Genomic DNA, 18,868 nt, shown 5'->3' on the forward strand with positions numbered 1-18,868 from the left:
CACCAGGCCGTCAATCGCGCCGCAGCACCTTCCGCAACGGCCACAACGCCACCTGGCCCAGCAGCGTGCGCGCACTCTCGGTGAGCGACGGCGGCACGTGGTCCGGATCCATCAGATCGTTCTCGGCGAACGGGCCCACATCCGCGGACACCATGAGGCGACTGAAGCTGCGCAGTGACCGACCGCTGGTGCGCGACGCGTCGACCGCGGCGCGGAACGAACCGCACCTGGCCAGCTCGGCGCGGAACGCCTCGACGGAGTAGCCGAGGTGTTCGGCCACCAGATCGTCTCGGGTGTAGAGGATCTCGCGGCGGATGCGATCGCCCGCCGGGTCGCCGGGGATCGCCTCGATCGCCACGTCGCATTCGCTGTCGAAGCCCAGTGAGCGGTTGTTGAGGTTCGACGACCCGATGCGCAGCAGCCGGTCGTCGATCACCATCACCTTGGAGTGCACGTACGTGGACACCCCGCCGGGGGCCATCGGCCAGTAGACACCGAGGCGGTCGTGATCGTCGGCGGCCCAGAGCACGCGAAGCATCCGTTCCCTGGCGCTGTCCATCGATTCCTGTTCGAGCCGGCTCTCCGCGCTGCGCGGCAGGATGATGACCACTTCGGGGCCGTCGGGTTCGGACAGGCGGGCCGCCAGCGCCTCGGTGAGACTGCGGGCGGCCAGGTACTGGTTCTCCAGATAGATGACGTCGCGGGCTGCGGCGATCGCGGCCAGGTTGAGCGCTTCCACCTCCCGGATCTCGTCGCGCTCGGGCAGGGCCGGCTGAGTGCGGGCGACGGCCACCTCGACGTCGCGCAGCATCGGTCGCAGCAGGGCCGGCCAGATCGACCGGTCGGACGTGACCGGTTCGAGCGTCGTCCCGGTCGCGGCCTCCCACCGCTGCCGGGCCTGCTCGGCCAGGACGCCCGCGGCATCGTCGTCCACCGCGGCCGCGACCTCGTGGCGCGGTCCGTAGCTGTCGCCGGCCATGGAACGCACGGGGTCGTCCTGGGCGTGGGCGCGGGTGTCCCACCGCCCGAGTGTCAGGTCGATGCCGCCGCAGAACGCGACGGCGTCGTCGACCACCACGATCTTCTGGTGGTGCACCGCGCCGGTCGGGTGAGCGCCGTCCACCGCGAAGTGCATCCGCCGCGACGTCACCCTGTTGAGCAGCGACACCGGCGTGATGCCGTACCAGAACGCGTCGAACGCCGGCAGCAGCCGCAGGTTGGACCGAAGCAGGTACACCTCGAGCTCCGGCCGCCGCCAGACCAGCCAGTGCAGGAACGGGCCCAGCTTGTTGGGTCCCGGCAGCGTCGGCTCCCGCTCGAAGAAGGTCCGGTAGTCGAGATCCCAGCCGATCACCATGATCCGGTGTTGCGCACCCAGCATGGCCGCCTTGACGTGGCGCAGGTAGTCCGCGCCGTCGACGACGCGGGCGAACCGGTCCGCATGCCCGGTGCGCCAACACGTGTCCCCCGGCCTCAGTATCGCCACATCGCCGGAATCGAGGACCTCATCGGGCCCCGCCGCGTCCTCCGCCACCTCTGACATCGTCACCCTCCTCTGTCAGTGTGTTGGACACCCGGGTCGGGTGGAAGCGAATACGCAGCGGATATGCCGATGGTCACAACTGCGGTCCGATTGTGCCGCGAGGCGCACGGGGACCGCACGTCGGCGTCGCGTCACATCCCGGCGCTTCACCTGCACATCGCGGGACAGGACGGGTACAACCAGGACATGCGTACCGCAGACATGGAGGCACTCGGCGGCGTCGTCACCGAAGGATTGACGGTGCTCAACAGCGTGGTGAGGGGCGTCCACACCGGAATCGCCGGGCGGGTGTTCAGCACGATCGGCCCGGTGGCCCGACCCGTCGAGGCTGTCCACGACGTCATCGCGGGCGCCGTCTACAACACCATCGACGCGGCGGGGCACCGACTACCCCCGGCGATCGGCTCGTTCGCCGCGGCCGGCGTGGCCTTCGACGACGACCGTCCCCTCGACGAACGCGCGGGGGTGGCCGAAGCGATCGCCGCTCTAAACGGGATCTACGGCGACGAGCTCGCCGAGCGCGGCAACCAGTTCGCCGCACCTCTGTCGATTCGCGTCGACGGCCGGCCTGTCGAGCTGACCCCCGACGGGGTGGCTGCGGCATTCGCCCGACCGACCGACCGCATCGTCATCTTCGTGCACGGGCTGTGCCAGACGGAGGCGTCGTGGCGGCGTCCGCCGCGTCCCGTGGAGGACGCCGACCCCCGCTCCTACGGTGACCGGTTGCGCGAGAACCTCGGCTTCACTCCGGTCGACATCCGGTACAACACCGGGTTGCACATCTCGACCAACGGCCACGAGCTCGACGAGCTGCTCACCCGGCTCGTCGAGGTGTGGCCGGTGCCCGTGCGGGACATCAGCCTGGTCGGCCACTCCATGGGTGGTCTGGTGGTGCGCAGCGCCTGCCACTACGGAGACCAGGCGGACCACGAGTGGACGCGGGCGGTGCGACAGGTGGTCTGCCTGGGTTCGCCGCACCTGGGCGCGGACCTGGAGAAGGGCGTCAACGCCGCGTCCTGGCTGTTGGCGAAGCTCCGTGAGACCCGGGCCGTCGCCGAGTTCCTCAACCTGCGCAGCGACGGCATCAAGGACCTGCGATTCGGCGCCCTCACCGACACCGACTGGTCCGACGCGGACCCCGACGAGTTCCTGCGCGACCGCTGCAACGAGGTGCCGTTCCTACCGCACGCGAGGTATCACTTCGTGGCGACGTCGATCGCCCCCGCCGCCTTCGGCGCGGTGCTCGGCGACCACCTGGTGCGCCCGTCGAGCGCCTCGGGGCGTGGCCGAACCCGACGGATTCCGTTCGAAGAACACCACGGCCTGGTGCTGACGGGCCTGCACCACTTCGACCTGCTCAACCATCCGCGGGTGTACGACAAGCTGTCCGCGTGGCTGAGCCCCCGCTAGCGCAGGCTCCCCGCCGCTGACCGGACCGCGGCGGTCACAGCGTCGACCAGCGGGCTGTCGAGTTTCCAGCACTGCCAGAACAGCGGCACGTCCAGATGCACGTCGGTGATGCGGACGAATGCGCCGTCCTCGAGTCTGGGCGCCGCCAACTGCTCCGGATACATCCCCCAGCCGAGGGCGGCCTGCACCGCCGCACCGAATCCGTCCGCGGTGGGCACGTAGTGCACAGGGCGACTGATGTTGCGCCGAAATGTCTTGCGCACCAGCATGTCCTGCAGTGCATCGTCGCGGTTCCACGCCAGCGACGGGGCCGTCGCGGCCGCGTCGGCGGTGAATCCCGCCGGTAGCCGGCGCTGCACGTACCCCGGCGCCGCGACCGGGATGTAGCGCATCACGCCGAGTGACACGGCGCGGCATCCCGCCACCGGCGTGCGCTCCGTGGTCACCGCGCCCATCGCCGCGCCCTCACGCAACAGCCGGGCGGAGTGATCCTGGTCCTCGATGACGATGTCGAGCAGCACGTCGGGCAGCGCGCCGAGCACGGCGGAGAACCACGTCGACATGGAGTCCGCGTTGACGGCCAGCGCGACCCGCGGGGCGGCGGAGCCACCGCTCATCTCCGCGAGCGCCTCGGCCTCCAGCATCGCCGACTGTGCGGCCAGGCGGAGCAGCGGAGCCGCCGACGGCGTGGGCCGGCACGGCTTCTCCCGGATGACGAGTACCTGGCCGACGCGCTGTTCGAGGGCCTTGATGCGTTGGCTCACCGCGGACGGGGTCACGTGCAGACGTCCGGCCGCGGCGTCGAAACTGCCGAGTTCCACCACCGCGGCGAAGGCGGCGAGCTGCTGACCGTCGACGTTCACCTCAGCAATTCTAATCTTCACAGTTCGACTGCAGATTTGCTTCATCGCATCGCCGTCGTGGAGGCGGCGCTCACCTGCATGTCCGAGGCGAGAGCGGGACGTCGGTAGGCTGGGCTGCGCCGTGTCAGGAAGAAGGTGATGCCCGCGTGACCGATGAGGACCAGTCCGCCGCGAATGGCCCGACGTCGCGTTCCGGCTCGCCTTCGGAACCCGATCCGGCCACCCGCCGGGTGTTCGGTCGGCCCCAGGGGGTCCAGGGCGCATTCGCCGGACCCGACCGGTCGCCCGCCGACGGCGCCGACGCCCCGACGAATCAGTCGCCCGAGCCGGTGCTCGCAGCGGCGTTCGGCCGCACCGACGTCGATGACGGGCGGTCCGACGACGCGTCCGAGACGGTGCCGACTCAGCCTGCCTACGACGAGGCCACTCCCGCCGTCGCACCGCCGCCCGCACCGGCTCCGTCCGAAGTCCGCGGACCCAAGTTGGGTGTGCGGGACCTGTTGTTCAGCGGTCAGGTGTCGCGCTTCGCGCTCGTCCTCGTCGCCGTCCTGGCGATCGGCTTCGGACTCCTCGGCGGCTGGATCGGCAGCAAGACGACGTCGATCATCGAGGCCTTCACCACCCCGAAGGTCGAGCTGTCCCAGGCCGATCCCGACGAGGCGCCCGAGGGCCGCTTCGCGCGGGTGGCCGCCGCGGTCGCGGATTCCGTGGTGACCATCGAGGCGATGGGCGAGTCACAGGGCCATCAGGGCTCGGGTGTGGTCGTCGACGGCCGCGGCTACATCGTCACCAACGCCCACGTCATCGCCGACGCCGCCCGTAAGCCGAAGGAATACAAGCTGACGGTGATCTTCAACGACGGCAAGACGGTGCCGGCGAACCTCGTCGGTCACGACCCCGACACCGATCTGGCGGTGCTCAAGGTGGACAACGTCGACAAGCTCACCGTCGCCCGGCTCGGCAATTCCGACGCCCTACGGGTGGGCCAGGAGGTCATCGCCGCCGGCGCGCCACTCGGCCTGCGCAGCACCGACACCCAGGGGATCATCAGCGCGCTGGATCGTGCGGTGGCGGTGCCGCGGGACGAATCCGGCGACGAGTCCACCGTGATCGCCGCCGTGCAGACCGACGCGTCGATCAACCAGGGCAACTCGGGCGGACCGCTGATCAACATGAACGCCGAGGTGATCGGCATCAACTCCGCCGCGAAGTCGGCGTCCGGCAGTTCCAGCGGTCTGGGCTTCGCCATCCCGGTCAACGAGGTCGCCCGCGTCGCCTCGGCGCTGATGCGGGACGGGTTCATCGCTCACCCCACCATCGGGGTCGAAGCGAAGTCTGTCGGCGACGAGGCCGAGGGCGGCGCACAGATCCAGAAGGTCAAGGCCGGCAGTCCCGCGGAGCGGGCCGGGGTGAAGCAGAACGACATCGCCGTCAAGCTCGGTGATCGCGAGATCTCCGACCTGAACTCCTTCATCGTCGCCGTGCGGCAGCTCGAGGTCGGGAAGGACGCCCCGCTCGAGGTGCTACGCGACGGCAAACCGGTGACGTTGACGATCGCGCCGGACGCGGGCGAACCCTCGACGAACTGACGATGGCCGCCCCGCTGGTGAGCGAGGCGGCCATCTTCAACCGTGCTAGCGGCCGATGTGTCCCGGGAAATGGGGCAGACGGACATCGTCCCAGTGACCCGGCGGAACCCCGTTGAAGGGGCCGGGCAGCTTCTTGAACTGACCCGGCGGGATACCCGTCACGTGGCCGATCTGTCCCGGCGGCGCCTGGAAGTCAACGTGCGGGATACCGGGCACCGGCACCCAGTAGTCGTCGTGTTCGGCCTGAGCCAGGCCTGCGCCGAGTCCCAGCGCGGCGGCGCCCATGGCGCCCGCAGCGATCGAGGTGACCGCGATTTTCTTGAAATTCCGCATTGTTCTTCCTTTCCTTCGCGCGAAGCCGTGTCGTGAAGACAACGCACGCGTTGTGCAGGAACGCGGCCCACCACCGCAAACTCGAGTGGTACGGACCCTGTCGCGACCCCCCACACTGTTTATCGCCCCGCTACCCGGGAGCGTTAACAGTGCCGTCGGCGATCAGCTGGTGATCTTGCGGCAATCCTCTTCGATGAGTGTGGCGATCACGCCCCCACCACCCTCGATGCCGTATTCGGCTCTCCTGCTGTCGACACAGTCGTTGAAGGCCATCTCGTTCGAGCACTGCACCAGCCCGAAGCCCAGCAGGCCGATCACCGCGACGAGAGAGATGAGAAGGATGAGCCGTCCGGCGGTGGACAGCGCCATGAAGTACTCGTGGATCTGTTTCAGGACTCCCGGTCGGTCCGCGTCTGCCATGCCCACCCCCTCGCCGCGACGATGCTACCGGCGGCCGGTTTCGGCCGGTTTCGGCGTTGACTTTGTTCTCAGAGCGCCGCCACCGCGCATTCTGCGATCTGAACGCAAAGTCGATGACGACTACGGCGATGCTGATCCGGTTTCGGCGTTCCGCCTGGCCCGCTCGGTGATGGAGGCGATCACGCCGCCGTCGTTGAGGATGTCGGTGCCGGTGAGGTATCCCGCTTTGTCGCTCACACAGAAGGCCAGCAGTTCAGCCATCTCCTGCGCGGTGCCCCAGCGCGGAACGGCGGCGTCGGCAACCATGGCGCCGGCGCCGGCTTTCTCCTCGAGCCTGCCCATCTCGGTGTCGACCGATCCCGGGGACACCGAGACGATGCGCAGCCCGCGGCCGTTGAACCGTTCGGCCTGCGCGATGCTGTACCACTTGACGAAGCTCTTGCTCAGCGCATAGGCCAGTCCGGAGCGTGACTCCTCGGGCGCGATGCTGCACGCCGTTGCCATCTCGGCCAGGAAGGCATCCCGGTCGGCGACGGCGAGCGGGAAGTGTCCGGTGGGAATCAGGGTGTCGGGCAACATGTGTGCGGCCATCGAAGCCACGTTGACGATGGCGGCGCCCTCGCCGGCGACGCTGAAGAAGGCTTCGTTGACGTTGACCGTGCCGATCGCATTCGTCGTGATCACGTAGTCGGCGTCGCCCATGCTGGGGCTCACGCCTGCGGTGTGGACCACCGAGGCGATCGGACCGAGATCGGTCGCGGTCTGCAGTAGTGCCGCAACCGCGTCCGCATCGGTGACGTCGCAGTGCACCGCGGTCACGGTGATATCGAGATCGTCGAGCGTTGCGGTCGCGGCGTCGAGACGGTCGTCGCGGACGTCGCAGAGGACGATGCGGTGCTGCCGTCCCACGATCTTGGCCGTGGCCAGGCCCATGCCGCCGGCGCCGCCCGTGATGATCGAGACTGATTCCATATCAGGGACGGTAACGGTGCCGGTCCAAGGTGCCGGTCACCAGGTCGGCCCACGGCGCATCCGAATCTGGGTATGGTTGTGCCGCAACGCATTCAGCGCGATCGCGACGGCGCCCCCGCCGGTGCTGTACCGGCGGGGGTGGCCACCTGCTCGCTAGGTGCGCGGAGTCCCGGGGCCGGCCGCGGTTCCCCGCGTGGTCGGGAAGTCGGCGTCCTTGCGCCGCTTGAGGCCCGCGAGCCCGATCAGGCCGAGCAGTCCGGCCAGGCCCCACAGGCCGGTGTTGTCGCCGTCCTCTTCCTCGGCCTGCTGCGCCACCGTGGTGGTGTTCGCCGGCGCCGGCGAGGTCAGTTCGGTTGCCTGGGCGACACCGGCCCCGCCGAACAGAAGGGTGAGGGTGGTGGTGCCGATGACGATCGTCCTGCGCATGTGCGTGCTCCTCCAAATGTGGGTGTTGGTTGGAGCCGTATGACCCCGAGCGTGTGCTCGCCCCCCGGCTCGCAGACCCATAGATTCCCCAGGGCCGGGCAGCGAAACCTCCGATTTTTGAATTCGCGCCTCGAGCACCTGAACACCCAGCTCAGAGGCCTCGAATAATGTCCGTTCGCGTCAAATATCTAGCACAGCTAATCCGCTCACCGCCGCATCCGACGGTGACATGGCTCACACGATCGGCATCAGACGTTTCAAGGTGGCCAATTGGTGGTCGTGATCGCCGTCGAGTTTGACCAACAGGGTGGTGATGGACGCGTCGCGGTACGCGGCGATGCGCTCGGCGACGGCCTCCGGTGTTCCGAGAAGGTTGGTGAGGCGGCCCAGGTCGAGGGGGACTGCGGCGCGGGCCTCGTCCCGCCGCCCTTCCTGCCAGAGTTCGATGACGCGCGCGACCTCGCGTTCATAACCGAGGCGGTTGAACGCGTCGTTGTAGAAGTTGCGGCCGCGATCCCCCATGGCGCCGATGGTGAACGCGTAGCCGTCGGCGTGACGGCGCGCCGCGGCGTCGGCCGCCGTTGTGTCGCTGTGGAATTCGAGGGCGACCGGCGCCACCAGATCGAGGTCGCCGAGGATGCGGCCTGCGGCGCCGGCACCCTCCCGCAGCGGGCCGAGGAAGACTTCTGCGGCCTCGGGAATGAAGGCGTTTCCCAGCCAGCCGTCGGCGACCTCGCCGGTCAGTCGAAGGTTCCGCGGGCCCATGGCGGCGATGTAGACGGGGACGTGGCGCGGTGACACGAGTGGCCGCAGTGCAGCGCCGCTGCTGTTGGGCAACGGCAGGGGGTAGATCTCACCGGAGTGCTCCAGCCGATCACCGCGGCTGACGATCCGGAGGATTTCGATTGTCTCCCGGGTGGTTTGGACGGGCTTGCGGAACGGAACGCCGTGCCATCCCTCCATGACCCGCGGCCCGGAGGTTCCGACACCGAGCATGAATCGGCCCTGAGAGAGTTCTTGCAGGCTCAGCGCGGACGTGGCGAGCAGTGCGGGACTGCGCGAACCGAGCTGGACGACGAAGGTGCCGAGTCCGATGCGTTCAGTGTGCGCGGCAAGGTAGGCGAGGCCGGTGAGGGCGTCGTAGCCCCACACTTCGGGCACCCACAGCGAGTGCACTCCCAGTTGCTCGACCTCGGTGGCGAAGTCCGCGGCGCCCGGCAAGCGGGGCTCGACGACGAGGCCGACCTTCACGACGCAGGGCCGAATTGCTCGGCGAGCCACGTGAAATTGGCGCGCATGTTCTGCTGCCACTCCTCGAGGCGTCGGGCGACGATCCGGGCTTCCTTTTCCGGCGTGGCGGAAATGGCGAAGGTGAGTCCCGAAGGACCCGGGCCCATCCTCGCCCACTGGCGGACGAGGGCGCCCCGGCTGGAAGGCTCCACTTCGAAACCCCACGTAGCGGTGACACCCTCGGCGCCGTGGACGTTCCAGGTCCAGCGCCGGCCGGGTTCGACTTCGGTGACTTCGCAGATGGTCTGCCAGTCGCCGAGGGCATCGTGCTGGCTGCACCCGCGGAAGCGGGCCCCGACTTCGACGTGGTCGGCACCGTCGAGCCACTCGACGCGCTTGAGTTCAGCCGAACGGCCCACGGGCAGTTCGATGTCGGTGACGTACTGCCAAGCGGTCCCGGTGTCGCAGGACACGATCTGTGTGACTTCGACGGTGGGCTGATCGCGGTATCGCACCATGCATCCTTCGTCTGCGAGGGTCATACGATCCTACGCGGCATGGACGCCGGCCAGCCCTGTGAGGCCACCCGCGACTTGCGTCACCACGCGCTCACTGCCCTTGCCCAAGGGAACGGCGCGAATGTCCCCGTAGAGGTCGCTGACGTAGGCGATGCCGGCGCCGAAATCCACCGCCAACCCGATTGCCTCACGGAACCCCGAGGACACGATGTCCACGGCGCCACCGACCTGGCCTTCGTCGGGGAGTTCAGCTCGGTTGAGGGTGTTCCCCGACGGCGGCGCGCCGCGGTCGGTCCAGTAGAGAAGTCCTGCGCCGGAGTCGATCTCGAGATCGATCGGTTCGGGTAGCCCGGCCCAGAGCACCTCGACCTCGCGACCGTCGGCCCTCGCTTGGGGGGGAATGTCCAGGCGTGTGCGCAGAATCCGGCCGTCGCCGCCGTCGGACGGCCCCTTCTGCGTCCAGTAGAGGTGCCCGCGCTGTTCGTCGACCGCGATCCCCACACACTGATTTCGTGCGACGCGACGTTCGGTATCCGTTCCCGCAGTACGCACTTCATCGCGCATGCCGGTGCCGTCGAGAGCAGCGCTCCGCACTGCTGCGCCCTCCCGATCCGCCCAGTAGAGACGGCCTCTGGACCATGCCGCGGCCAGCTGCTTGCCGGTCACGAAGCTTCCTTCCCGCAGAAGCCACGTCCGCCCGGAACCGTCCAGAGCGGCCCTCTCGATCGAGCCGTTGCGGGCATAGAAGTCGAGATCGCTCTCCTGCAATGGAGCGCGACCGGCAGGCAGCGTCGGCGCGCCCATGTTCGTCCAGTAGACGAGCTGACGACGCCGGTCGACCACGATTCCGTCGGGGAATGCGGACAGCCCGCCGACCAATTCGGTCACCGAGCCGTCTGACACATCGACTCTGACGAGTGACTGGCCGCCCGGATTGAGCGCGAGCAGATGCGTGAAAGGCACTTCGACTCGAGCCGGAATCGTCATCGGGCGGACCGCCGACCCCGCCTCAGCAGCAGGCGCTTCATCACGCGGATCCCATCGTGCGGCGACTCATTCGGACCATCAGTCGAACGAGAAGACCACGAGGAATCGGGTTGATGAGGCGAGCGCCCCACCGCATCTGCCTGCCTGCCATGCACGTCGGACCCTTGCCGAGATTCGTGAACGCCGCGTCGACGACTTCGTCGACCGTCGTGGCGCCAGGCACCGGGGCATCCGGTTCGGCGAGGCCCCGAGCGGCGCGCAGACGACGCAGTGAGGGCGTGTCGGTCTCGCCCAGGATGACACCCAGGACGTCGACACCCTGCGGTCTCAACTCGCACCACAGCGCCTCGGCGAAGATCATGTCGAAGGCCTTGGTCGCGCCGTAGGTGACCATGTTCGGGGCGCCGACGAAACCCGCGCCCGAACTGAGGACGACGATGCCGCCGTGCCCACGTCGCACCATCGACCGGCCGAGATGATGCGCCAGTTGCATGGGAACCAGACAGTTCCGCCGCAGCATGCTCTCGGCCGCCGCGACGGAGTTCTCGAGGAAGGGCGCGAAGTCGGCGTCTGCCCCCGCGCAGTAGACCATCAATCCGATGTCGAGGTCGGACGTGGCATCCACGATGGACGGCACCGCGTCAGGCGCGGACAGGTCGGTGACCAGCACCCGGGTGGCGACGCCGGTGCGCCGACGGATGCCGTCGGCGACCTCGTCGAGCACCTCCGCACGACGCGCCAGGAGAACGACGTTCACCCCCCGCTGGGCGGCCGCCTCGGCGAAGGCCGCACCGACTCCGTCGGATGCGCCCGCAACCAGCGCCCACGGCCCATATTTCGCTCGCCATTCGTCGCTCATGTCCGCGCTCTCCTTTGGCTGTTGCTCTCCACGTCACCACGGCGGCCGCCGGTCATGTGAGACGTGACCGCAGAACGGAGACACCTGACCCGGTCAGCATGTCGAATGCCGCAGTCCGCCCGCAGATCGCCAGCATGACCGCGACGCCGGGCCCACGCACCGCTGCGCCGTCGCCCCAGGCCCGGCCGGTGTCCGCGTCAAGAAGGGCGATACCGCGGAGGCGACGCCGGGGGAAGAAGCCGATCTGCGTTGGTCCCGTCAGGAAGTCGATGACGCGGGCCACCAGCAGAGGATCTGGTCGGTGTTCGATACCCAAGGGGATGCGCATGTCACCGCCGTGCACCAACACGTCGGCCAAACCCGACAACGGCCCGGCCACGGGCGGGCTCAGCCGGTAGTCGGCCCCTCGTTCGAGGGCCTGCGCGATGTCGACGGCCGAGCCGCGTGCTCGACGACGGGCCAGCGCATCGATCCCGCGGTCGAGGCCGCCATGGCGAACGCCACTGATCAAGAACCCCCGGAAGCCGTCCTCGAAGTCGCTGACAAGATGCGCGGCAACGGTTTTAACGTCCCAACCCGCGCACAGGCTCGCCGTGGCCAACTGTTCGGCATCGAGACCACGGACGAATTCGGCGATGGACCGGCGCTCGGCGGCGACCGCCATGAATATCTGGTCACGTTCACCTCGGCTCAGGCGCACGTGTGCACACTATCGGCCCGAGGCGGATTGTCATGGGGGTCGGCACCGCGTCGTCCTCAGGTCAGTGGGCTCGCCGTCACTCGCGTCACGCGCAGGCGCGGCACGTGGGCGGGATCGCCGGGGCGATCGGGGAAGTCGAACACTCCGAGGATCAGGAACATCGGATAGTCGGGGGCCTGCTGCGTCGTGCGGGTGGTGACACCATCGATGCTGAATTCCACTGCGCCGGGTCGCCAGTGCACCCCGTAGGTGTGCAGCTCTCCGACATCGAGAGCACATGACTGTGATGAGAAGTCCTCGCGCAGGGCCGGATCGCGGAAGCAGTGGATGCCCTGTCCTACGTCGGCATGCCCGCCGGGCGCTCTGTCGCCGAAGACCTCCACCAGGCAGATCTCGCCGCATCGCTCGGGCTCGTCCTCGAGTCCGACCATCCACGCCGAGAACATCGAGCGCGAACTCAGCTCGGCTGAGCACGTGACGGCGATGCGGCCGAAGTGCGGCACGAATCCGAGCACTGTGGGTTGTTCCTCCCGGACGATCAGGTCCTCCCGGAACGGCTGCGGTGCGTCGGAGGACCCGAGCCGACCGGACCGATTGGCACTCTGGATCGCTGAGACCCGGAGCGGACCATCATGCAGATCCGGACACCACAGCGGCTGTGTCACAGGGATTGACAGCTCCAGCCCGGCCGGACCGGTCTGCACGGTTGCCGCCGCGTCCACCTGTGAACTCCACGCCGGCAGGTAAGCCGCCGTCCAGATCAACGGGTCGAGATGGGTGAAGGCTTCGTCGAACGTCACTGACGTCACCCCGGCAGAGTAACGGCGCGCCCATTGCGGCGGCTCAGCCGCCTTTGGTGATACGCGAGTTGATGACTCGATGCCAGTGGTGCGCCGGCCTGAGCCACATCGCACTTCTCCAGGTGTGAGACATGTGGTATGACTGAGGCCTCATATGTATCATTTGGCTGAGCGAGGGAGCGGTGCGGTGTTGCGCGAACGGTTGACCCAATCGGTGTACGACGTCAGTGGCCGCCACGATCAGCCGGACCTCTACGGCGGCCCCGCCGGCGATCCCGGTCTGTGCGGCGGACCCGGCAGCATCTCGTGGAAGATCAACGGCGACATCGGCTCGGTGGCCACGGCCGGCGCGGCGGCGATCGTGTTGGAGATACTGCATCCGTCCGTGATTGCCGGCGTGCAAGACCATTCCAGTTACCAGCGCGACCCTTTCCGGCGTGCCCGCACCACCATGGGTTACGTCCTGGGTACCACCTTCGGGAACACCACCGCGGCAACCAATCTCATCACCGGAGTGCGCAACCGGCACGCGCAGGTCTCCGGGGCGCGGCCTGACGGCGTCGCCTACCGCGCCCTGGACCCGGATCTGCTGGCGTGGGTACACACGTGCATTCCGTGGATGGTGATGACCGCCTTCGAGCGGTTCAACCGGCCGCTGACCCCGGCCGAACGCGACCGGTATCTGACCGAGCAGGCCGTGATCGGCCGCATGAGTGGCGCCGAGCGCGTCCCGGAGACCGCCATCGAGCTGGCCGAACTCGTCGCTGCTGTCCGTCCGAAGCTGGCCGTCAATGAGCAGACCCGGGCGTTCATCGACTTCTTGCTCGCAGCGCCGTTCCTACCGCCACTGCCCGGCCCGGTGGACGTCGCGGCGCACCAGTTCTACCTCCGCGCCGGGATGACCCTGGCGCCGCGGTGGGCGCGAGAAATGACGGGATTGACCCTGCCCGACACCGTGAATCGGTGGATCGCACAGCCGTACCTGCATCGATCCGCCCAACTGACCCGCTGGGCGTTCGACACTCCCCCACACGTGGCGATGGCGACCCGGCGAGTGAACGCTCACTCTCACAACGACATCGACGCCGCCGCGGTCAGAGCTGATCCGCTCAGCGCTTCCCACGTCGTGGCGGCGGCACCACCGCCGGTTCGTCACCGGTGAGGATCGTCTGGATCCAGGCGTCGAGGTGATCGGCATCGGTGACGACCGGCGTGCTGAGGGCGAAGCTCATCATCACGCCGTTGATACAGGTCATCAACATGGCTGCCTGCTCCTCGACGATGGGATCAGGCACGCCGTCGTCGCCGTGCCACTCTCGGATGACCCGGCGAATGAGGTCGGTGACCCGCACGGTGAACCGCGCGAGACTCGCAGCCAACTCGGGTTCCCGACTTGAATGCAGGGCCAGCTCGTAGCGGGCGCGCGTGCGGGTGCGATAAGGCTCGGCGTAGGACGCCATCACCAGTGCCGCCAGACCGCGGGTGCCGGTGAACCCCCCTGCGGCGTCACCGGAGAGTTCGGCCATTCTCGACAGGTCAGCGATGTCGAGTTCGGTCATCCGCTCGGCGATCCCTCCGAGCAGCGCTCGACGGGTGCGGAAGTAGAACGAGGTGGTGCCGGGCGGGACCCCGGCGTGCCGGTCGACCTTGCCGTGACTGATCTCGCGGGCGCCGCGGCTGCCCAGGAGGTCGATGGCAGCGTCGGCCAGCTCCCGCCGCCGTTCGGGAGCGTTGTACTTTCGACGTTCGCTGATGAATCAGAAGATACCGGTAAGCGCCTGATCACCGATTCGCGCACGGCGGCGCGCCGACAACGGCTACACGCTCGGCAGGACGCGCGGCAACGCCGGGAACGACGACGGCGGGCCCGGCCGGTAGGCGACCTGCCATCGCTGCCAGCCGTCGCGTTCTTCACCGGTGGCTTCCATGCGGATCGCATCGACGAAATCACCGGCCTCGGTGGCGTTGAGACGAACCTGCTCGTAAAGCCGGCGGGCTGCCTCGCGCGGGCTCAAATGCGCAGGAAGCACCATGTCGAACGGTTTCCACTCGCTCATCACCGCGACCTGCGTTCGATCGACGCATCCAGCAGGACCGGCCGAATCGCCGCGTCGATGGTGGGGCTCGTGCGGGCGCCGGTGCGCGAAGCCTCAACGGGCGGGCACCCGAGGACTTCCAAGTGTTCGTCGCCGTGCATCTCGCGCGGGGCGAGGCGCAGGCCGCGCGCCGCGGCGATCGCATGGGATTTGTACACCCGGGCAGCAGCACTCGAACACGCAGTGTGACAGCGGGCGCCGAGTTGCGGCTCGCCGGGAAGACGGCCACCCCACAGGACCACCTCGGCACGACCTTCGCGCGACGCGGCACGCGCCATGTCGCGCACGGCAGGATCGGTGTCGTACACCGCCCGCGACACCGCCAGGATCGTCGCGTCGGCGTCGGCGTCGGCGTCTTCGTGGGCGTCGTCCGCCACCGCCGGCGGGCCGATGCCGATCACTCGCACACCAAGAATGCGCAACGCGCGGACGTCACCCCGATCGGTGAGGCTCGCGCGCACATCCCACCCACCCATCGCCTGGTCGAACACCCATCCCCCGATAGAAGTGACGACCTCAACGGCATCGCGGGCAACGACGTGAAGCCGGTAGCGGCGAACAGACCTGGAAACACTCGATGCAACGATGCTGTCAGCCTAGCCGGACATTCTCTGCGTTTCTAGAGAAATGCGGGATCGGTCTCAGGCGCCGCATCATTTTCGATGTGGAACCCTGGACCGATGAGACTTCCGGCAAGCGGACGGAGCCGCTCGACATGACGACGCGTCCCCCGCTCCCACCGTTCGACCGCGAAAGCGCCACCCAGAAGGTGCGTGCTGCTGAAAACGGTTGGAATACAAGGAATCCCCAGCTGGTCGCCGAGGCCTACTCGACAGAGAGCCGGTGGCGCAACCGTTCGACCTTTCTCCAGGGCCGTGAGGAGATCGTCGAATTCTTGACCTCGAAATGGGCCACGGAACTCGAATACCGGTTGATCAAGGAACTCTGGGCGTACGACGGCGACCGGATCGCAGTCAGATTCGCCTACGAGTACCACGATGTGACCGGTCAATGGTTCCGCGCGTACGGCAACGAGAACTGGGAGTTCGACCCCGACGGCCTGATGCGGGCCCGTCACGCCAGCATCAACGATCTGCCCATTGCTGACGAGGACCGCAAGTTTCATTGGGCGCTTCTCGGCCCTCGACCCGAGGACCACCCCGGCCTCAGCGATCTGGATCTCTGACCGCACCTGAGCGTCTGTTCAGATTCGCCGGGACGCCCGTCCTCGGAGAGGGCGGACGCGAGTTGGCGGCGGGACGTCACGCCCAGTTTCCGAAAAACCTTGCTGAGGTGGTACTCGACGGTGGACGTCGTCACGAACAGTCGGCTCGCGATCTCGGCGTTGGTCGCGCCGACACTTGCCTGGCGCGCCACCTGGGCCTCCTGCGGTGTGAGACCGAACGGGTCGTGCGCTCGCGGCGCGTCTGCCGCGGCTCCGCCTGCGGCGCGCCGCTCCGCACCCGTGCGGCCGGCGAACGCGGCGGCACCCATCGCGGTGAACATGTCGTACGCCGTTCGCAGCTGTGCCTCCGCGTCGCGGCGACGCTTCCTGCGGCGCAGCCACTCCCCGTAGAGCAGGTGCGCCCGCGCGAGTTCGGTACGCACCGCGGTGCCGGCCAGTTGACCGATCGCCTCCAGGTAGAACATCTCGGCGTCGGTGTCGGCGGCCATCAGCGCCCGCGACCTCGCCAAGACACCCAGAGCCCACGGGGTGGCCGAGGCGGTGGCACGTTCGGCCAGCCGCGTCAACGCTGCCTCAGCGGCGGCCCGGTCACCGCCGCGCACGCCGGCCTCCACGACCTCGGGCAGCACCCGATTACCGAAGCCTGGCGGGTCGTCGTGAAATATCTGCAAGGCCCATACGAGGGCCTCCGGATAGCGGCCCAGACCGAGTTCCAAGATGGTCAGGCCCATCAACGCGAAGACTTCCAGGACGGCAGCGCCCTTCTGACGACCCCAGTCTGCGGTCGAGGATGCCACCGCTCGGCTCTCGCTCTCTCGGCCCTGCCAGGCGCGCACCTCCAGGAGCACCCCGGTCGTCGCGGGGGGCGGCACACCGATCAGCGCCGATATCTCGGCGGCCTCGCCATAGCTGTTCTCGGCGTCCTTCATCTCCCCAGCCCAGACCTGGGACGTCGAGAGTCCGGCCAGGGTGATCCGCATCGCTCCCAAGGCCCCAGCTCGGCGCTCCATGTCCTGGGCGCGTTCGAACATCGCGCGACGGCCCAGCTCGTCCCACACGTCGTCGGCGGCGAACCATCCCAGGATCGTCGACGGGATGTCGACGTGCGCGGCCGTCTCGTCGGTGAACATCATCGCCACCGCAGAGCGCAGCAGCGGGACCGCGTCGGCGTAACCGCTGGCGATTCGGGTCGCGAAGCCGTCCAGGAGTAGGTCGTTGCCGCTGGGGGGCCGTCGCGGGTCGCGAGTGGCACTCAGCGCCGTGCGGGCCACCTCTTCCAGCGTGGTGCCGACGGTGTACTGGCGGGCGACGATCGCGGCTTGCATGGCGTCGAACAGGATCTGCCGGATCTGTGACACGTCAGCCGGATCGACCCTCGTCGCCGCATCCAACAACACGGCGGGCGCGTCCTTGTGACGGGAGAAGAACACCGAGATCGCTGCAGACAGCCGTTGCACCGCGACGTCCATGCCTGCGCCGCCGAGCCCCGGCATCGCCAGATTCATCAGGGCCTCGGCGAGCCGACCGTCGCCGGCCGCCAAGTAGGCCTGCGCGGCAGCCAGATACCGCAGCGCGCCACCTCGGGCGTCGGGTGACAGCTCAGCAGCGCGCGTCAAGAATGCGGCCTGCATGATGTAGCCACCCCGGCGCTGGGCGCGCTCCGCCGAGGCCTGCAGGTCAGCGGCGATCGCCTCATCGGGCGTCGTCACGGCGGCCGCCCTGTGCCATGCCGCCTGGTCGTCATCACCGTCACGATCAGCCACCGTGGCCAGCGCGTTGTGCACGCGCTGACGCTCCTCGGGTGTCGCACCGTCATACACCGCCGACCGGATGAGCGGGTGACGGAACGCGATGCGCGGCTCGAGGGACATGATTCCCTGCTGCACAGCATGATTGGCTGCCGCTGCGGCCACCCCCAGCAGCGCGCCTGCTCGCCACACTGTCGACGGCTTCTCGTCGGCACAGGCCGCGGCGACGAGCAGGAGGGTGCGTGCCTCCGGTGACAGCGTGGCGACCTGCGCCAGAAAGTGCACGTCCACCCGCCGACCGACCGGCAGGCGGCGCGGTAGCGGGAACCGCCCTGCCAGCTGTTCGGCGGTGAGTTCCCCGAGCAGCTCGAGCATCGCCAACGGGTTGCCCCCGGTTTCGTCGATCACGCGCGCTGACACCCGTGGATCCAGTGGTCCGGACACCGCCTCGTCGAGGATGGTGTGCGACGACTCCGGATCCAGTGCCTCGATCCGCAGGGTCGGCAATCCGTCCAGCGGCGTCAGATCTCCGGCATGCTCACGGGCACTGAACACCATCGCGACGGGGTCGGCGTACAGGCGCCGCGCGATGAAGCCAAGGACACTGAGCGATTCCTGATCCAGCCACTGGGCATCGTCGATCAGGCAGACCACCGGGTGCTCGGCCGCGACGTCGGACAGCAGCGCCAAGGCGGCCAGGCTCACCAGGAAACGGCTCGGCGGCGGGCCGCCGGTGAGGCCGAACGTCACCTCCAGCGCGTCGCGGTGCGGGCCGGTCAGCCGGTCCAGACGATCGAGATAGGGCAGCACGAGCCGGTGCAGGGCGGCGAAGCCCAGCCGCAGCTCCGATTGCGCTCCGACGATCCACAGGATCGACACGTCGGTGGCCGAGTCCGCCATGTATTGCAACAACCGGGTCTTGCCGACGCCGGGTTCGCCGATGAGCACCAGGGAGCTGCTGAAGCCCTCCAGGACGTCGGTAGTGATCTTGTCGAGCATCGCGCACTCCGCGGCACGGCCGACGAGGGAGCGGGGCCGGCCGGCGGGGACTTTCGGCTCATCGCTCAATGTGCTTCACGCCTGCCATCTCCCCTGTCCAGACCCAAGCTAGCCGAATCTCGGTGGCGCCACTTCGGCATGACTCCGTGTTCGGACAGGCCCGCCCCGGGTACCCCCTTCGTCATCGCG

Annotated in this window: 20 protein-coding genes; 4 read left to right on the forward strand and 16 right to left on the reverse strand. The window is 68.3% G+C overall.

The annotated features are described in order from the left end of the window. Nucleotides 1-10: 10 nt before the first annotated feature. Nucleotides 11-1,543 (reverse strand): phospholipase D-like domain-containing protein, encoded by a 1,533-nt coding sequence (locus AB0K11_RS13805; RefSeq protein WP_364977308.1) that lies wholly within the window; start codon nucleotides 1,541-1,543, stop codon nucleotides 11-13. Nucleotides 1,544-1,612: 69 nt separating this feature from the next. Here AB0K11_RS13805 and AB0K11_RS13810 point away from each other — a divergent pair, with 69 nt between their 5' ends. Next, the gene (locus AB0K11_RS13810) at nucleotides 1,613-2,953 is read left to right on the forward strand and encodes a hypothetical protein (RefSeq protein WP_364977310.1); all 1,341 of its coding nucleotides are present in this window, start codon (nucleotides 1,613-1,615) and stop codon (nucleotides 2,951-2,953) included. Here the strand turns inward: AB0K11_RS13810 and AB0K11_RS13815 are convergent. Beyond that, complete coding sequence (locus AB0K11_RS13815) at nucleotides 2,950-3,825, reverse strand: LysR family transcriptional regulator ArgP (RefSeq protein ID WP_364978436.1); 876 nt, start codon at nucleotides 3,823-3,825, stop codon at nucleotides 2,950-2,952. The two genes, AB0K11_RS13810 and AB0K11_RS13815, sit on opposite strands and share 4 nt — an antisense overlap. A 137-nt stretch (nucleotides 3,826-3,962) precedes the next feature. Here AB0K11_RS13815 and AB0K11_RS13820 point away from each other — a divergent pair, with 137 nt between their 5' ends. Beyond that, the gene (locus tag AB0K11_RS13820; protein WP_364977312.1) at nucleotides 3,963-5,405 is read left to right on the forward strand and encodes a trypsin-like peptidase domain-containing protein; all 1,443 of its coding nucleotides are present in this window, start codon (nucleotides 3,963-3,965) and stop codon (nucleotides 5,403-5,405) included. Between the two features lie 45 nt (nucleotides 5,406-5,450). Here the strand turns inward: AB0K11_RS13820 and AB0K11_RS13825 are convergent, their stop codons facing one another. The 10 genes from AB0K11_RS13825 to AB0K11_RS13870 form a co-directional block, all read right to left on the reverse strand. Further along, nucleotides 5,451-5,738: a hypothetical protein gene (locus AB0K11_RS13825; RefSeq protein WP_364977314.1), complete on the reverse strand. Its 288-nt coding sequence runs from the start codon at nucleotides 5,736-5,738 to the stop codon at nucleotides 5,451-5,453. Between the two features lie 162 nt (nucleotides 5,739-5,900). Next, nucleotides 5,901-6,158, reverse strand: coding sequence for a hypothetical protein (locus tag AB0K11_RS13830; protein WP_364977316.1), 258 nt, complete (start codon nucleotides 6,156-6,158; stop codon nucleotides 5,901-5,903). 120 nt (nucleotides 6,159-6,278) lie between these two features. Further along, entirely contained in the window at nucleotides 6,279-7,130 is an 852-nt protein-coding gene (locus AB0K11_RS13835) for an SDR family oxidoreductase (protein ID WP_364977318.1), read from the reverse strand. Nucleotides 7,131-7,283: 153 nt separating this feature from the next. Further along, a complete protein-coding gene (locus AB0K11_RS13840; protein WP_364977320.1) occupies nucleotides 7,284-7,556 on the reverse strand; it encodes a WGxxGxxG family protein in 273 nt (90 codons plus the stop codon). Nucleotides 7,557-7,790: 234 nt separating this feature from the next. Continuing rightward, nucleotides 7,791-8,807 carry an LLM class flavin-dependent oxidoreductase gene (locus AB0K11_RS13845; RefSeq protein WP_364977322.1) on the reverse strand — a complete coding sequence of 339 codons (1,017 nt, stop codon included), beginning with the start codon at nucleotides 8,805-8,807 and terminating at the stop codon, nucleotides 7,791-7,793. Continuing rightward, nucleotides 8,804-9,304 carry an SRPBCC family protein gene (locus AB0K11_RS13850; RefSeq protein ID WP_364977324.1) on the reverse strand — a complete coding sequence of 167 codons (501 nt, stop codon included), beginning with the start codon at nucleotides 9,302-9,304 and terminating at the stop codon, nucleotides 8,804-8,806. Before AB0K11_RS13850 ends, AB0K11_RS13845 begins: the two co-directional genes overlap by 4 nt. A gap of 30 nt (nucleotides 9,305-9,334) precedes the next feature. Beyond that, complete coding sequence (locus AB0K11_RS13855; RefSeq protein WP_364977326.1) at nucleotides 9,335-10,291, reverse strand: hypothetical protein; 957 nt, start codon at nucleotides 10,289-10,291, stop codon at nucleotides 9,335-9,337. Between the two features lie 40 nt (nucleotides 10,292-10,331). Next, on the reverse strand, nucleotides 10,332-11,150 hold the full coding sequence (locus AB0K11_RS13860; protein WP_364977328.1) for an SDR family NAD(P)-dependent oxidoreductase: 819 nt from the start codon (nucleotides 11,148-11,150) through the stop codon (nucleotides 10,332-10,334). A gap of 52 nt (nucleotides 11,151-11,202) precedes the next feature. Beyond that, entirely contained in the window at nucleotides 11,203-11,814 is a 612-nt protein-coding gene (locus AB0K11_RS13865; RefSeq protein ID WP_364977330.1) for a maleylpyruvate isomerase family mycothiol-dependent enzyme, read from the reverse strand. A gap of 92 nt (nucleotides 11,815-11,906) precedes the next feature. Next, nucleotides 11,907-12,659 (reverse strand): glycoside hydrolase family 16 protein, encoded by a 753-nt coding sequence (locus AB0K11_RS13870; protein WP_364977332.1) that lies wholly within the window; start codon nucleotides 12,657-12,659, stop codon nucleotides 11,907-11,909. A gap of 178 nt (nucleotides 12,660-12,837) precedes the next feature. Here AB0K11_RS13870 and AB0K11_RS13875 point away from each other — a divergent pair, with 178 nt between their 5' ends. Next, on the forward strand, nucleotides 12,838-13,812 hold the full coding sequence (locus tag AB0K11_RS13875; protein WP_364977334.1) for an oxygenase MpaB family protein: 975 nt from the start codon (nucleotides 12,838-12,840) through the stop codon (nucleotides 13,810-13,812). Here the strand turns inward: AB0K11_RS13875 and AB0K11_RS13880 are convergent. The 3 genes from AB0K11_RS13880 to AB0K11_RS13890 all read right to left on the reverse strand — a co-directional run bounded on the left by AB0K11_RS13880 (nucleotide 13,760) and on the right by AB0K11_RS13890 (nucleotide 15,237). After that, nucleotides 13,760-14,209 carry a TetR family transcriptional regulator C-terminal domain-containing protein gene (locus AB0K11_RS13880; RefSeq protein ID WP_364977336.1) on the reverse strand — a complete coding sequence of 150 codons (450 nt, stop codon included), beginning with the start codon at nucleotides 14,207-14,209 and terminating at the stop codon, nucleotides 13,760-13,762. The genes AB0K11_RS13875 and AB0K11_RS13880 overlap by 53 nt on opposite strands. Nucleotides 14,210-14,467: 258 nt before the next feature. Next, nucleotides 14,468-14,707: a hypothetical protein gene (locus AB0K11_RS13885; RefSeq protein ID WP_364977337.1), complete on the reverse strand. Its 240-nt coding sequence runs from the start codon at nucleotides 14,705-14,707 to the stop codon at nucleotides 14,468-14,470. After that, entirely contained in the window at nucleotides 14,707-15,237 is a 531-nt protein-coding gene (locus AB0K11_RS13890; RefSeq protein WP_364977339.1) for a hypothetical protein, read from the reverse strand. Before AB0K11_RS13890 ends, AB0K11_RS13885 begins: the two co-directional genes overlap by 1 nt. A 224-nt stretch (nucleotides 15,238-15,461) precedes the next feature. Here AB0K11_RS13890 and AB0K11_RS13895 point away from each other — a divergent pair, with 224 nt between their 5' ends. Continuing rightward, nucleotides 15,462-15,932, forward strand: coding sequence for a nuclear transport factor 2 family protein (locus tag AB0K11_RS13895; RefSeq protein ID WP_364978439.1), 471 nt, complete (start codon nucleotides 15,462-15,464; stop codon nucleotides 15,930-15,932). Here AB0K11_RS13895 and AB0K11_RS13900 read toward each other — a convergent pair. Beyond that, entirely contained in the window at nucleotides 15,869-18,748 is a 2,880-nt protein-coding gene (locus AB0K11_RS13900; protein WP_364977341.1) for an AAA family ATPase, read from the reverse strand. The two genes, AB0K11_RS13895 and AB0K11_RS13900, sit on opposite strands and share 64 nt — an antisense overlap. Nucleotides 18,749-18,868 lie beyond the last annotated feature (120 nt).

This window comes from Mycobacterium sp. NPDC050551, assembly GCF_040674075.1.
Lineage (GTDB): Bacteria > Actinomycetota > Actinomycetes > Mycobacteriales > Mycobacteriaceae > Mycobacterium.

Bases quoted from the DNA above. Each gene is read 5' to 3' on its own strand.
- AB0K11_RS13805 (WP_364977308.1), bottom strand. From the start codon at position 1,543: ATGTCAGAGGTGGCGGAGGACGCGGCGGGGCCCGATGAGGTCCTCGAT.
- AB0K11_RS13810 (WP_364977310.1), top strand. From the start codon at position 1,613: ATGGTCACAACTGCGGTCCGATTGTGCCGCGAGGCGCACGGGGACCGC.
- AB0K11_RS13825 (WP_364977314.1), bottom strand. From the start codon at position 5,738: ATGCGGAATTTCAAGAAAATCGCGGTCACCTCGATCGCTGCGGGCGCC.
- AB0K11_RS13830 (WP_364977316.1), bottom strand. From the start codon at position 6,158: ATGGCAGACGCGGACCGACCGGGAGTCCTGAAACAGATCCACGAGTAC.
- AB0K11_RS13835 (WP_364977318.1), bottom strand. From the start codon at position 7,130: ATGGAATCAGTCTCGATCATCACGGGCGGCGCCGGCGGCATGGGCCTG.
- AB0K11_RS13840 (WP_364977320.1), bottom strand. From the start codon at position 7,556: ATGCGCAGGACGATCGTCATCGGCACCACCACCCTCACCCTTCTGTTC.
- AB0K11_RS13850 (WP_364977324.1), bottom strand. From the start codon at position 9,304: ATGGTGCGATACCGCGATCAGCCCACCGTCGAAGTCACACAGATCGTG.
- AB0K11_RS13855 (WP_364977326.1), bottom strand. From the start codon at position 10,291: ATGACGATTCCGGCTCGAGTCGAAGTGCCTTTCACGCATCTGCTCGCG.
- AB0K11_RS13860 (WP_364977328.1), bottom strand. From the start codon at position 11,150: ATGAGCGACGAATGGCGAGCGAAATATGGGCCGTGGGCGCTGGTTGCG.
- AB0K11_RS13865 (WP_364977330.1), bottom strand. From the start codon at position 11,814: ATGGCGGTCGCCGCCGAGCGCCGGTCCATCGCCGAATTCGTCCGTGGT.
- AB0K11_RS13880 (WP_364977336.1), bottom strand. From the start codon at position 14,209: ATGACCGAACTCGACATCGCTGACCTGTCGAGAATGGCCGAACTCTCC.
- AB0K11_RS13885 (WP_364977337.1), bottom strand. From the start codon at position 14,707: ATGAGCGAGTGGAAACCGTTCGACATGGTGCTTCCTGCGCATTTGAGC.
- AB0K11_RS13895 (WP_364978439.1), top strand. From the start codon at position 15,462: ATGACGACGCGTCCCCCGCTCCCACCGTTCGACCGCGAAAGCGCCACC.